General features: G+C 56.6%; 11 protein-coding genes and 1 tRNA gene. 6 read left to right on the forward strand and 6 right to left on the reverse strand.

Annotation, left to right across the window (positions count from 1 at the left end; translation table 11 throughout):
* Position 1: 1 nt before the first annotated feature.
* The 4 genes from GOV88_RS13290 to fabI all read right to left on the reverse strand — a co-directional run bounded on the left by GOV88_RS13290 (position 2) and on the right by fabI (position 4,468).
* Positions 2-1,843 (reverse strand): peptidyl-prolyl cis-trans isomerase, encoded by a 1,842-nt coding sequence (locus GOV88_RS13290; RefSeq protein ID WP_171240731.1) that lies wholly within the window; start codon positions 1,841-1,843, stop codon positions 2-4.
* A gap of 82 nt (positions 1,844-1,925) precedes the next feature.
* Positions 1,926-3,101, reverse strand: a complete 1,176-nt coding sequence (locus GOV88_RS13295) for an aminotransferase (RefSeq protein ID WP_171240732.1) — start codon at positions 3,099-3,101, stop codon at positions 1,926-1,928.
* Positions 3,102-3,147: 46 nt separating this feature from the next.
* Entirely contained in the window at positions 3,148-3,657 is a 510-nt protein-coding gene (gpt, locus tag GOV88_RS13300; RefSeq protein WP_170413262.1) for a xanthine phosphoribosyltransferase, read from the reverse strand.
* A gap of 4 nt (positions 3,658-3,661) precedes the next feature.
* Entirely contained in the window at positions 3,662-4,468 is an 807-nt protein-coding gene (fabI, locus tag GOV88_RS13305; protein WP_171124888.1) for an enoyl-ACP reductase FabI, read from the reverse strand.
* Between the two features lie 135 nt (positions 4,469-4,603).
* Here fabI and pdxH point away from each other — a divergent pair, with 135 nt between their 5' ends.
* From pdxH to GOV88_RS13325, 4 genes are all read left to right on the forward strand, one after another.
* The gene (gene pdxH / locus GOV88_RS13310; protein WP_171121542.1) at positions 4,604-5,209 is read left to right on the forward strand and encodes a pyridoxamine 5'-phosphate oxidase; all 606 of its coding nucleotides are present in this window, start codon (positions 4,604-4,606) and stop codon (positions 5,207-5,209) included.
* A gap of 121 nt (positions 5,210-5,330) precedes the next feature.
* Positions 5,331-5,858, forward strand: coding sequence for a cold shock domain-containing protein (locus GOV88_RS13315; protein WP_171121541.1), 528 nt, complete (start codon positions 5,331-5,333; stop codon positions 5,856-5,858).
* A 110-nt stretch (positions 5,859-5,968) separates the two neighbouring features.
* A complete protein-coding gene (locus GOV88_RS13320; protein WP_371808241.1) occupies positions 5,969-6,334 on the forward strand; it encodes a DUF192 domain-containing protein in 366 nt (121 codons plus the stop codon).
* A gap of 43 nt (positions 6,335-6,377) precedes the next feature.
* A tRNA-Pro gene (locus GOV88_RS13325) sits at positions 6,378-6,454 on the forward strand.
* 7 nt (positions 6,455-6,461) lie between these two features.
* Here the strand turns inward: GOV88_RS13325 and GOV88_RS13330 are convergent.
* On the reverse strand, positions 6,462-6,899 hold the full coding sequence (locus GOV88_RS13330; protein ID WP_171240734.1) for a hypothetical protein: 438 nt from the start codon (positions 6,897-6,899) through the stop codon (positions 6,462-6,464).
* Positions 6,900-7,429: 530 nt separating this feature from the next.
* Here GOV88_RS13330 and GOV88_RS13335 point away from each other — a divergent pair.
* Both GOV88_RS13335 and GOV88_RS13340 read left to right on the forward strand, forming a co-directional pair.
* On the forward strand, positions 7,430-11,047 hold the full coding sequence (locus GOV88_RS13335; protein WP_171240735.1) for a vitamin B12-dependent ribonucleotide reductase: 3,618 nt from the start codon (positions 7,430-7,432) through the stop codon (positions 11,045-11,047).
* A 13-nt stretch (positions 11,048-11,060) separates the two neighbouring features.
* A complete protein-coding gene (locus GOV88_RS13340; protein ID WP_171240736.1) occupies positions 11,061-11,348 on the forward strand; it encodes a hypothetical protein in 288 nt (95 codons plus the stop codon).
* A 299-nt stretch (positions 11,349-11,647) separates the two neighbouring features.
* On the opposite strand, the gene GOV88_RS13345 is transcribed toward GOV88_RS13340, so the two are convergent.
* Complete coding sequence (locus tag GOV88_RS13345) at positions 11,648-13,192, reverse strand: trimethylamine methyltransferase family protein (RefSeq protein WP_171240737.1); 1,545 nt, start codon at positions 13,190-13,192, stop codon at positions 11,648-11,650.
* Positions 13,193-13,383: the final 191 nt, after the last annotated feature.

The following is a 13,383-nucleotide window of genomic DNA, read 5'->3' on the forward strand; positions in this document are numbered from 1 at the left end:
TTTAATAGCTCGCTTGCACGGCGTTCAGGGCACGTTGATCCACGACGGGGCGCGCGCGCACCTGTGCATCGCGGACGTAAACGTCGAAAATGTTCTGTGCCAGAGCTTGATTCAACTGGGCGGCCAATGCCTCTTGTGCTTGACGCAGCTCGTCAGTCTCATCTGGCGGCAACAGCTCATCCAGACGCACGATCAGGGCGGTTCCCGCGCCGGGAACTACCCGCAGTTCGTCCGGCTCCATCTCAAATACCTGCGTCATGAAGTCGGCAGGCACGTCATCAAGGAAGGCCGTGCGGGTAAGGGCATTTTCCACCCGGAACGGCAGGTCCGTGGCGGTAAAGTCGCCGTCTTCCTTCAGTTGTTCCAGAACCACGTTTGCCTGTTCTTCAAGGGCTTTGCCGGTTTCGGCCAGGGTCCACGCCATGGCCACGCGTTCGCGGGCTGTGTCCAGAGGTTCAGGTCGGCGGGGCAGCACTTCGTTCAGGCGCATCGCAAAGATCGAGCCATCTTCCAGAAAAGCAACCTCGGGGAAGTCACCTTCTTGAACTGCCTCGGCGGCGGCACGGAAACCTTCATAGGCGGCAACACCGTCTTCGCTCTGGCGTGTCCAGTCGATCTGGCCCAACTCCATCTCGGTTTCCGCGACCAGTTCTTCCAATGTGGCACCACCAGCCAGCAAGTCATTGATGTCTTCGGACTGTGCCTCGATCTGACGGCGGGCGCGGTCTGCTGCCAGTTCTTCATGCAGGATCGGGGCGGCGTCTTCAAACGAGGTGTTGTTTTCAGCAAGCGATCCGTTGATCCGGAACAAGGCAGGTCCGAAAACCGACGGCAAAGGTCCGACGACGGTATCCAGTTCTGCCGCGAAAACAGCGTCGGCGGCACCTTCCAGATCCTCACGGGTCACGTCGCCAAGGTCGACGTCGCTAAGTTCAAGCTCGCGGTCGCGAACAAGTTGCTCGAAAGACGTGCCGCCGACCTCAAGCTGCGCCATTGCGTCTTTTGCTTCTTCCTCGGACGGGAAGGGAAGGCGTTCGACCAAGCGGCGTTCGGGTTGCAAAAACTCAGCCGAGCGCTGGTCATACAGGCGGCGAACCGAATCCTCGTCAACCTCGACACTGTCCAACAGCATGTCAGGTGACAGGATTGCATAGGTTAGCTGCTTGGTGCGTGGCAGGGTGAATTGGTCGGAATTTTCATCATAGTACGCCTGCACCTGCGCGTCCGTCGGGTCGGCAACCGGCGTGGTCAGGGCATCAGGTGTCAGCGTAGCAACGGTAAAGCTGCGCCGTGCGCCGATGAAATCCGTCAGGACATCGGTCAGGGCCTGCGGCATCTCAATACCACCCATGATTGCGCCCTGTACGATGGTACGGGCCGATTCCTTGCGAAGGTCGGTCTCGAACTCTGTGTCGGTCATGCCGACCTGTTCTAGCTGGAACTGATAGGCCTCGCGGTCGAATGTGCCGTTGACACCCTGAAAGGCGGGGATCGCCAGAATTTCCTTTTGCAGGTTCTCGTCGCCGATCGAAATGCCAAGCAAGCCAACTTCGTTATCAATCGCGGCCAACGCGGTCAGGCGAGATAGGGCAAGCTGATCCAATCCGATCTCAATCGCTTGGGACATTTGCAGCGGTTGACCGGTCTGATTTTCGACGGCACGGATTTCTCGCTGAAGCTCACGCACATATTCGTTGACCGAGATATCCTCGTCGCCCACCTGCGCCACTGTCCGAACTGTTCCGGTCAGGCTGGTTGCTCCGAACCCTGCAAGACCCAGCATCAGAAGGCCCATCAATATCCAGACAAAGGTCTTCGAAAGGTTTTTCATGCCTGCGGCCATTTTGCCCTCTTTGTGCTTTGTGGCAGGTTACTGCCCCGTCGGTTGCGGCCCTGAATACGACGCGCACCGCCGGGGGGCAAGCTCAGAAGGAAAGGGTACGTAGCCGATCGAACAATTGTCCCAGCCCGGTGCGATCCAGATTGGCGAATGCGATGCGTACCTGGCGTTTTCCTGCTGGGTCGCCCGTGGGCGTGAACATGGTGCCTGGCAGTAAAAGCACACCGGCCTCTGGCACCAGACGACGGGCCAGCTCGTCAGACGGAGTATCGAACGGATGCTCAAAATACGCGAAATAGGCCCCAAGCCCAAGCAGACGCCATCCCTTGTACGTTAACACAGGCAGCAGTTCCTGAATGGCAGCGCGCCGGTCCAGAATTTCTTGTCTTTCACCCGCAAGCCATTCTGGAAGGTTCTTCATTCCCCAAAGTGCTGCGAACTGGCCGATCTGACCGGGGCAGATCGCAACGGTGTCCAGAAACTTTTCAATCTCAGCCAAAAGCGCGACATCGGTTGCGATTGCACCAACACGGTGGCCAGTCAGCCGGTAGGCTTTCGAGAACGAATAGAGATGCACCAGAGTTTTTTCCCACCCCGGCTGCTGAAACAAATCGTGCGGCGGCCCGCTGCGGCTGTCAAAGTCACGATAGGTTTCGTCCACGATAAACCGGATACCAGCGTCACGACATAGCTGGTAGAAGGCCAACACCAGATCGGCAGGGTATTCAACGCCGCCCGGATTGTTGGGAGTAACCAACGCAATTGCCCGGGTTTTATCGGTCAGCAGCGCTCGGGCCGCATCAGGGTCGGGCAGAAGGTCGTCGCCGGTCGGTAGGTCAACCGCACGCACGCCAGCCATATCCAGCCACATTTTGTGGTTGAAGTACCAAGGGGTTGGAAGGATAACCTCATCGTCTTGATCCGTGATCGCTGATATCACCGCTGAGAATGCCTGATTGCACCCCGAGGTTATTGCGACCTGATCCGGGTGAACCTTTGCATCGTAATGTGCGCTGATCTGGCCTGCCAGTTCATCTCGCAGGTTCGTATTGCCCAGCACCGGCCCATAAAGGTGGGCCGCATCTTCGGAAATCGCGAACTCTGCCATTGCCTGTCGCAGAGCCAGTGGCGGTGGATCAACCGGGGCTGCCTGACTGACGTTGATAAGCGGGCGATCTTCCGGGAATTCCACGCCGTCTAGCCAACGCCTCGCCTCCATCACCGGTGGCGCGAAGGTTGAGGCAGTGCGTGTCCGGGGCATTTGTATTCTCTGACCGTTGGAAAACTGAGTGTTATTGCTGTTGGCGTCAGTCGGTTCCTCGATAGGGTTCGACATATTGCAGGGCCATGTCCCACGGGAAGAAAATCCAGGTGTCCTGGCTGACTTCGGTGATGAAGGTGTCCACCATTGGCCGACCCTTGGGTTTGGCATAGACGGTCGCAAAATGGGCGTTGGGATACATCGCGCGTACCAGCTCCAGCGTTTTTCCACTGTCGACAAGATCGTCGATGATTAGAACGCCGGTTCCGTCGCCCATCAAATCCGCGTCCGGAGCCTTGAGCACTTCGGCCTCGCCTTGTTCCTGATGGTGATAGGACCGCACGCTGATGGTATCGACGGTTCGAATGTCGAGTTCACGGCTGACAATCATCGCAGGGGCCATGCCACCACGCGTGATGGCAACCACAGCGCGCCATGCGCCGTCGTCGGGGCCTTGCCCATCCAGACGCCACGCCAAAGCACGGGAATCGCGATGGATCTGATCCCAGCTGATGTGAAAACCTTTTTCGTGGGGCAGACGGTCCTTGGCGCTCATGCTGTTAACCCTTCTCAACGTCTGGCGCGTCGACAGCCTTCATGCCGACGATATGATATCCCGAATCCACGTGCAGGTTTTCGCCGGTCACACCGCTGCTGAGATCTGACAACAGGTACAGGGCCGACTTGCCCACATCGTCGATTGTCACGTTGCGGCGCAGGGGCGAGTTATACTCGTTCCACTTCATGATATAGCGGAAATCGCCAATGCCGCTGGCGGCTAGTGTCTTGATGGGGCCGGCCGAGATCGCGTTGACCCGGATGCCGTCCTTGCCAAGATCTTCGGCCAGGTACTTTACAGAAGCTTCCAGCGCAGCCTTTGCAACGCCCATGACGTTGTAATGCGGCATAACCTGTTCGGCACCATAATATGTGAGGGTGACGGCGCTGCCGCCTTCAGACATCATCTTTTCGGCGCGCTGCATGACGGCAGTGAAGGAGTAGACCGAAACATCCATCGTCAGTTTGAAGTTTGCGCGCGATGTATCGACATAACGACCGCGCAGTTCGTTCTTGTCCGAGAACCCAATGGCGTGAACGACAAAGTCCAGCTTGCCCCACTTTTCCGACAGCGCCGTGAAAAGCCCGTCGATTGACTCTTCATCGCTGACGTCACAGGGCAGCACGATTTCGCTGCCGAGTTGCGCTGCCAAAGGGTCGACGCGTTTCTTAAGCGCGTCCCCTTGGTAGGAAAAAGCCAGCTCTGCTCCGGCTTCTGACAATGCACGGGCAATTCCCCAAGCGATTGATTTATCATTGGCCAGTCCCATGATGAGGCCGCGCTTTCCGGCCATCAACTGATTTGACATGTTCGGTTCTCCGCCTGTCTTCGCGTCATGTTGAGATGGTTTATGCCATTGGATGCGCGGCATCAAGGCCGCGCGCTCTTGCCCGAGGCGGGTTCTCGCCCTAGGGTGGAAGGCAAGAGTTTCCAGGGGATGGAAATGAACGAACGAGACGGCATCTTCGCCGGCACCGATCCGTTTGTTATCGCGGCGCGGTGGTTGGACGAGGCCAGGGATAGTGAACCGAACGATCCGAACGCGATTGCCTTGGCAACCGTGGATGATTCTGGTTTGCCGAACGTGCGCATGGTTCTGTTGAAAGAGATCGAACAGAACGCTTTTGTTTTCTATACAAACTATGAAAGCGCCAAAGCTGCTGAGCTCGACAGTGCTGGCAAAGCCGCATTTGTGATGCATTGGAAATCTTTGCGGCGTCAAATCCGAGTTCGTGGTACAATAACACGCGAGAGTGGGCCGCAGGCAGACGAATACTATGCGTCCCGTTCTTTAAAAAGCCGTTTGGGGGCCTGGGCATCGAAGCAGTCGCAGCCTCTGAGTAGTCGCGCGGCTTTGATGGCTGAGGTTGCCAAAGTAACGGCGAAACTGGGGCCGAATCCGCCGCGCCCTCCGTTCTGGGGTGGTTACAGGCTGGAGCCGGTCGAGATCGAGTTTTGGGCGGACGGAGCGTTTCGACTGCACGATCGGTTTCGATGGCAACGCGATCATTCGGGCTCGCCCTGGCAAATTCAAAGGCTGAATCCATGACGTTCGCGTATCGTGAAATGCAAGACTCGGAGAATAAAGGATTTTTTCGGCTTGAAATTGCGGACTATTCCCATACACATCGAACTCTTAACGAAGTGCTAAAACTCGCGATGGAAACACTGTGCCAGAAGACCTGAACAGCATGTACCGCGTCCGTGGACACGTAAAATGGTTCGATCCCGCCAAGGGGTACGGATTCGTTGTGTCTGATGAGGGCGGTCCTGATATTCTGTTGCATGTAAATGTTTTGCGCAATTTCGGCCAAAGCTCGGTAGCTGACGGCGCGGGAATCGAGATTATGACGCATCGCACCGATCGTGGTGTTCAGGCGGTTGAAGTGGTCAGCGTCGACCCGCCGGTGCGTACCGACTCGATGATGCTTGCCGATTTTGCCGAGCTCGATCCAGTGGTGATCGCGCAAGCTCCGTTGGAAGCTGCACGCGTGAAGTGGTTCGATAAGGGCAAAGGCTTTGGCTTTGCGAATGTCTTTGGGCGCGACGAAGATGTATTCCTTCACATCGAGGTTCTACGTCGATCCGGATTGGCTGATCTTCAGCCCGGAGAGGCGTTGGCGATGCGCGTTATCGACGGCAAGCGCGGGCGTATGGCGGCTCAGGTGCTGGCCTGGGAAGCGGCTTTGGACGAATAAGTCGGACAATGCTCAGGTTTCTCACGGTTCTTGCTTTTAACTCTCTGCTATGGACCGAAGATGCGCTGGCCGCGTGCCGTGCGGATCGCGTTAACCTGAAGAATGACAAGATGCAGGCGGGTTTTGATGTCGAGCTCGCCATCACGCCGCAAGAGCGATCCCGTGGGTTGATGTTCCGGGAATCACTGCAGACACGGTCGGGCATGCTTTTTGTTTTCGATCCTCCACAACCTGTTGTGTTCTGGATGAAGAACACACTGATTCCCCTCGATATCATTTTCATCGACCGGGCAGGTGTAATCACACACATTCATCAGGGCGCTGTTCCTGGCGATTTGACGCCGATTGAAGGCGGTGATTCCGTGTTTGCCGTACTGGAAATCAACGCCGGGCTGTCTGCACGGTATTCGATTACGCCGGGAACCGAGGTGCAGCACGAAATTTTTGCACAAGGTCCCGCAATTTGGCCCTGTTAGGGCTTTTCAAATCAGAAAGGCATCGTTAGGAAGGCGCACGGTCCGGGGCGTGGCGCAGTCTGGTAGCGCACCTGTTTTGGGTACAGGGGGTCGTAGGTTCGAATCCTGCCGCCCCGACCACTTCTTCTTAAATCGCTGGTGATCCACCCATAGCCTGATAAAGCGCTGTCAGCGCCTTATCCAGCGTTTCGCTTTCCACAGGGACCTGAACGGCAGGCCCTGTTCGTCGCGGTACGTCAAAATACAAATCAGCATCCACTCGGTACCCGGTTGAGTTCTTGGTCGATGTCAGCCGCATGACACTGGTGGGAAGATCCTGCGGGTAACCGTCGTAGTTGAGAATCAGGTAAGCCGTCGTATCCGGGGGTAGCAACTCGGAGCATTCAAAAACCCGATTCCCAAGCCGTTGAAACTGTTCGCCGGGTCCGTCGCATCCGATTTCAAAGGTTTTTAACAAGCGCTCTGGATAGTTTTCGAATTGCGCGCTGCGCGATGGAAGGGGCACATCTTGTGGTGTACAGGCCACGATCAGGCCAATCAGAGGAACCAATCCAATCCATCTCATCAGACTGCTTGCCCAATTTTTGGCCTGCAAAAATTTCCGACCGAATTTTTCTTCATGACCGTCCTTGCACCGATTCTTTTTTGACACGGCAATCATAGCGCGGGTTTATCAAATGCCGATAACCATACTAGGCAACACAGTTAATTGGTTCTCCCGAACATGTGTTCATCGGCCAAGAGTGGTGGATGAAGCTGTGGAGGAATCGGCCACCAAAGTTCGAGAGTGTTCGAATGCGAACCGGTCAACAGTAAAGATTCAAAAAATGACCGAAAAATGACGTTGACGATCTATGGCTGAATGCGTCAACTTGTATGGGCCGAAGGTGGTGCCACTAAATCTGGTAGTAAATCCAGAGATGGTACAGGGCGAGGGTCGGAAAGCACAGCTATACTAACGTGCAACCGTTTGGACGGGTTGCGCTGTCATAGGCAGCGAACGGTCTTTTGCGCCCAAATTTCTGGCGCGGTCGAAGGTCTACAGTTTCGGACCTGAAACCAAAGAATAAGTTGATTGAATCTAGGGCGGCGGACATGAAGATTGACAGAAAATTCACTACATCGGGGCAGGATGCATATGCGGACCTGGACTTTGTGTCTGCAACGTCCGAGATTCGGAACCCAGACGGGACGATAGTATTTCGCCTGGATAACATTGAAGTTCCTGCCAGCTGGAGCCAGGTCGCAAGCGATGTCATTGCGCAGAAGTACTTTCGCAAAGCCGGTGTTCCGTCCAAGCTGAAAAAGGTTAAAGAGAAAGACGTTCCCGAATTCCTGTGGCGCTCGGTGCCTGCCGATGGCGCTGAATTCGACGGTGAGACGTCGTCCAAGCAGGTCTTTGACCGCTTGGCAGGTGCATGGGCGTATTGGGGCTGGAAGGGCGGCTATTTCTCGACCGAGGAAGACGCGCGCGCCTATTTCGACGAGATGCGCTATATGCTGGCCACTCAGCGCGCCGCGCCGAACAGCCCGCAGTGGTTCAACACCGGTTTGCATTGGGCTTATGGAATCGACGGTCCTGCGCAGGGTCACCACTATGTCGACTATAAAACCGGCAAGCTGACAAAATCGAAATCTGCTTACGAGCATCCGCAGCCGCACGCGTGTTTCATCCAGTCCGTCGATGATGATCTGGTGAACGAAGGCGGCATCATGGATTTGTGGGTGCGCGAGGCGCGCCTGTTCAAGTATGGCTCGGGTACCGGGACCAACTTCAGCCATCTGCGTGCAGAGGGCGAAGCGCTGTCGGGTGGCGGCAAGTCCTCGGGCCTTATGGGCTTTCTCAAGATCGGCGACCGCGCCGCTGGCGCGATCAAATCAGGCGGGACAACCCGTCGAGCAGCAAAGATGGTAATCGTCGATGCAGATCACCCGGACATCGAGCAATTCATCGAATGGAAGGTGATCGAAGAGCAGAAGGTGGCCTCGATCGTTGCCGGATCGAAGATGCACGAGAAGATGCTGAACGGCATTTTCGAGGCCATCCGCTCATGGGACGGCGCGCAGGACGATGCGTATGATCCCAACAAGAATGACAGCCTGAAGAAAGCGGTTCGCGAGGCAAAAAAGGTCGCGATCCCCGAGACTTACATCAAGCGCGTGCTGGATTATGCGCGGCAGGGCCACGACAGCATCGAATTCCCCACCTATGATACGGATTGGGATTCCGAAGCCTACAGCTCGGTTTCGGGTCAGAACTCGAACAACTCGATCCGCGTGACCAACGCGTTCCTGACTGCGGTCGAGAAAGACGCCGATTGGGAGCTGATCAATCGGACCGATGGCCAAGTCGCCAAGACCGTCAAGGCGCGCGATCTGTGGGAAAAGGTCGGCCACGCTGCATGGGCCTGTGCCGATCCGGGTATTCAGTTCCATGACACCGTCAATGAGTGGCACACATGCCCCGAGGATGGTGAGATTCGCGGCTCGAACCCGTGTTCCGAGTATATGTTCCTGGATGATACGGCCTGTAACCTGGCGTCGATGAACCTGCTGACCTTCCTTAAGGAGGGTGAGTTCCAGGCGGCGGATTATATGCACGCCTCGCGCCTTTGGACGCTGACGCTGGAAATCTCGGTGACGATGGCGCAGTTCCCGTCAAAGGAAATCGCGCAGCTGTCCTATGACTTCCGCACTTTGGGTCTGGGCTATGCCAATATCGGTGGTCTGTTGATGAACATGGGCTACAGCTACGACTCGGATGAGGGCCGGGCGATCTGTGGCGCGCTGACCGCGATAATGACCGGTGTGGCCTATGCGACCTCGGCCGAGATTGCGGGTGAACTGGGGCCGTTCAAGGGATACGAGCGGAACGCGGACCACATGCTGCGTGTTATTCGTAACCACCGCCGCGCGTCGCAGGGTGTCACGACGGGCTATGAAAAGCTGGCCGTGAAGCCGGTGCCTCTGGATCACGGCAACTGCCCCGATAAGCGTTTGGTCGATCTGGCAATGTCCGCTTGGGATGATGCCTTAAGCTTGGGCGAAAAGAACGGCTATCGCAACGCGCAGGCCACCGTGATAGCGCCGACCGGTACCATCGGGCTGGTGATGGATTGCGACACTACGGGGATTGAGCCGGACTTTGCGCTGGTCAAATTCAAAAAGCTGGCGGGTGGCGGTTACTTCAAGATCATCAACCGCTCGGTGCCGTCGGCGCTGGAAAAGCTGGGCTATTCCTCGGCGCAGATCGAAGAGATCGTGGGTTATGCGGTAGGCCATGGCACCATCGGCAACGCGCCGGGGATCAACCATACGTCGCTGACTGGTCACGGGTTTGGGCCGAATGAACTGGCCAAGGTGGACGCCGCGCTGGAAAGTGCGTTCGACATCCGGTTTGTCTTCAACCAGTGGACGCTGGGCGAGGATTTCTGCACCGGCGTGTTGGGCATCCCGGCGACCAAGCTGAATGACCCGACCTTTGACCTGCTGCGCCATCTTGGGTTCACCAAGGCCGATATTGAAGCAGCCAATGACCACGTCTGCGGAACCATGACACTGGAAGGTGCCCCGCACCTGAAAGAAGAGCATTATGCGATCTTCGATTGTGCCAACCCATGCGGCAAGAAAGGCAAGCGTTTCCTTGGGGTTGATAGCCACATCACCATGATGGCCGCGGCCCAAAGCTTTATCTCGGGTGCGATCTCGAAAACGATCAACATGCCGAATGACGCGACCATCGAAGATTGCCAGAAGGCGTATGAACTGTCGTGGTCACTGGGTGTGAAAGCGAACGCGCTCTATCGCGACGGCTCGAAACTGTCGCAACCGCTGGCGGCTGCGCTGGTCGAGGATGACGACGAGGCGGCCGAAGTTCTGGAAAGCGGCTCGCCGCAGGAAAAGGCGAAGGTGCTGGCCGAAAAGGTCATCGAAAAGGTGGTCGTCAAGGAAGTCATCCGTAGCCATCGTGAAAAACTGCCGCATCGCCGCAAGGGGTACACTCAGAAGGCGATCGTAGGGGGCCATAAAGTTTACCTGCGCACCGGTGAGTTCGAAGACGGGCAATTGGGTGAAATCTTCATCGACATGCACAAGGAAGGTGCTGGATTCCGGGCGATGATGAACAACTTTGCCATCGCGGTCTCGGTTGGCCTGCAATACGGTGTGCCGCTGGAAGAGTTTGTGGATGCCTTCACCTTTACCAAGTTCGAACCGGCGGGGATGGTGCAGGGCAACGACTCGATCAAGAACGCGACGTCGATCTTAGATTACATCTTCCGCGAACTGGCCGTCAGCTATCTGGATCGCACCGATCTGGCCCACGTAAAGCCCGAAGGTGCAACTTTCGATGATCTGGGCCGCGGTGAGGAAGAAGGTGTCTCGAATGTCTCCGAAGTCACTGATACTGCGGCATCCAAGTCGCTGGAAGTGCTGAAACAAATCAGTTCGACCGGGTATCTGCGCAAGCGGTTGCCGCAGGATCTGGCGGTGTTCAATCCCCAGGCGGATTTGTCCGGTATGGCCGAAGCTGCTGCGGCGTTTGAGGCCCCTGTCGCGGAAACCGCCGTCGCAACCGGAATGGACGCCCGGACCAAAGCCAAGATGCAAGGCTATGAGGGCGATCCTTGTGGCGAGTGCGGAAATTATACGCTGGTGCGGAACGGCACCTGCATGAAATGCAACACCTGCGGGGCAACAAGCGGGTGTAGCTAAAGGAGGCCAACGAATGTTCCAAGGTATTTGTCAGATTGGGAAGCTTAAACGTGAAGTAGTTGCACCTTTCGAAACTCAAGGCGATCACGAAGTTTGTGTCCTGTATCTTGATTTGGACGATATCTTTGAACATTGGGCGCCGGGGTCGGTGGTGGAACTTAAGTCTTTCGACAAACGAGATCAGATTAGCGTGTTGAGTAGCTTCAATGGTCGCTTCCCGACGCACGGTTCGGACCGAATTCCATCTGAGTTAGAGATGAGGATACCCTCTGTTTTTGAGGTGGTTCGGAAAAAACAATAAAGCAAACGCCCCGGCAACGGGGTGTAGGGACCGCGATCTTCCCCCCGGATATCCGGTCCCGACGAATACGGAGCAAGGCACTGAGACTTACCCAAGCTGCCTTGCTCCACTCGGTCGACATGCCCGTGTCGACCGGGAACAGGGTGGGGCGGAATATTGCTCTTTCCCACTCTTTCACGGGACGGGTGCGCTCGTCCCATGCGCAGTCCAGGCCGCAGGCAAAAAAACACCGGGCGGTCAACGATATGAGCCTGGATGGCGAAACTTAAAGGGGGCTTCGGCCCCCTTTTTTTCTTGGATTACGTCGGAAGGTGAATGTTGAACCGGGCGCGGATCTGGGCATCCAGCAGCGGATCAAACTGTGCACGTGACGGGCTGGACAGGATTTCCTCTTTCCGCGCGGTCGCCTTTTCGATCAGGTCCGGCTTGCCTAGTTCGGCCCATTCTTTTGGTGATGTCCGGTCACCGAAGGTCGGATAGACATAGTCCGCCTGCATACGGCTGAGTGTTGCGTCGGTACCCAGATAGTGCCCGGGTCCGCCCATGCAAACCTCGGCGATCTGATCCAAGGCCAGCGTTTCTTCGTTCACTTCAATTCCGCGAATGCAACGCTGGGCCTGTCCGATAAGATCGTCCCCCAAGATCAGGCTTTCAAAGCAAAATCCTAGCAGCGAAGCGTGCATTCCGGCTGCTTCGTAAACCATATTAACCCCAGACAGCCCCGCCATGACATTCGAGCACATTTGCTCCCATCCTGCTTGCATGTCCGGCATTTTCGAATCCGACGCCCCCGCTGCAGCCCCACCGGGCAGGTCGTAGAACTGGTGCATCTGGGCGCAGCCTGCGGTCAAAAGGGCCTGTTCACCCGAGCCGATGGACATTGCCCCGGTGCGCAGGTCCAAACCAAATGGCCAAGTGCCAAAAACGGCTGGTGCCCCAGGACTTACGGCATTTACGTAAACCAATCCTGCAAGACATTCCGCCGTGGCTTGCGTGATGGCACCGGCGATGGTTGAAGGTGCGGTCGCTCCGGCCATCCCTGCGGAAAGAAGAAGAACGGGCATGCCTGCTTTGATGCATTCTTCCATCACTTCGCAGCTTTCGGTGGCGAACTTCATCGGCGGCACGACAAAGCAATTCGAGTTTGAGACGAACGGACGTTCGCGCCACTTGTCCTCACCACCCGCGATCATGTGGAGCATTTCCATGGCCGGGGCGACATGGCTTGGTTCAGTGAAAGACGTGCCGATATGTTTGAAAGTTCCCGAACAGCTTGCGTAGATTGTGTTCAGGTCCATTTCCTGATTGTCGAAAATGTCACGACACACCATAGGGCGTTGAACAAAATGGATATTATCAAGTTGCTGACAAATCCGGGCTGCGTCGTGCAGGTCCTGCACGGTCGAGTCGCGATATTCGCGCCCGTGCACGTCCACCATGCTGACAGCAGCCCCGGCTGTGCCGTAGTGAACGCGAGTGCCCGAGAGTTCCAGATCGGTATTCCCGTCACGACTGCACAGGGTAACTGATCGGTTGGCATTGGCGATCGTGTCTTCAACCAACGCCCGGGGAAACCGTATGCGGCCATCATCGCCCAATGTGCATCCGGCACCGACCAGATAGTCGATCCCGCTTTGCGGGGCGTCTGCCAAACCAATCGTTTCAAGCGCGGTCAGCGCTGCGTCGTGGATTTGTTCAACCTGAGTTTGGGTCAACGGCTTGTAGGTTCCGCCCTCAAGCCCCGGGCGTATGGGACGCAAATGATCCGGAAGGGCAGAGGCACGGGCGGCACGGCGCGCGGCGCGTCCGCCGCTGCGCGAATTATTACGGGATTGATCGTTCATGTTGAGATTCCGCTAGGTGGCACGTGAGGGGGGTGAATGTGGTTACACCCCCGTCGGGCGCCCTCGGGCCGCGCGTCCTCGATCCGCGCCTATTGTGCGGCTGATCAGACGGATCTTCCAAACGTCGCTTTGCATGCAGGTCCTCACCTTATGCTATCAGTCTTTCAATACAGGTCGCGACATTCTGTCCT

Source organism: Ruegeria sp. HKCCA5491 (assembly GCF_013034565.1).
In the GTDB taxonomy this organism is placed as follows: domain Bacteria; phylum Pseudomonadota; class Alphaproteobacteria; order Rhodobacterales; family Rhodobacteraceae; genus Ruegeria.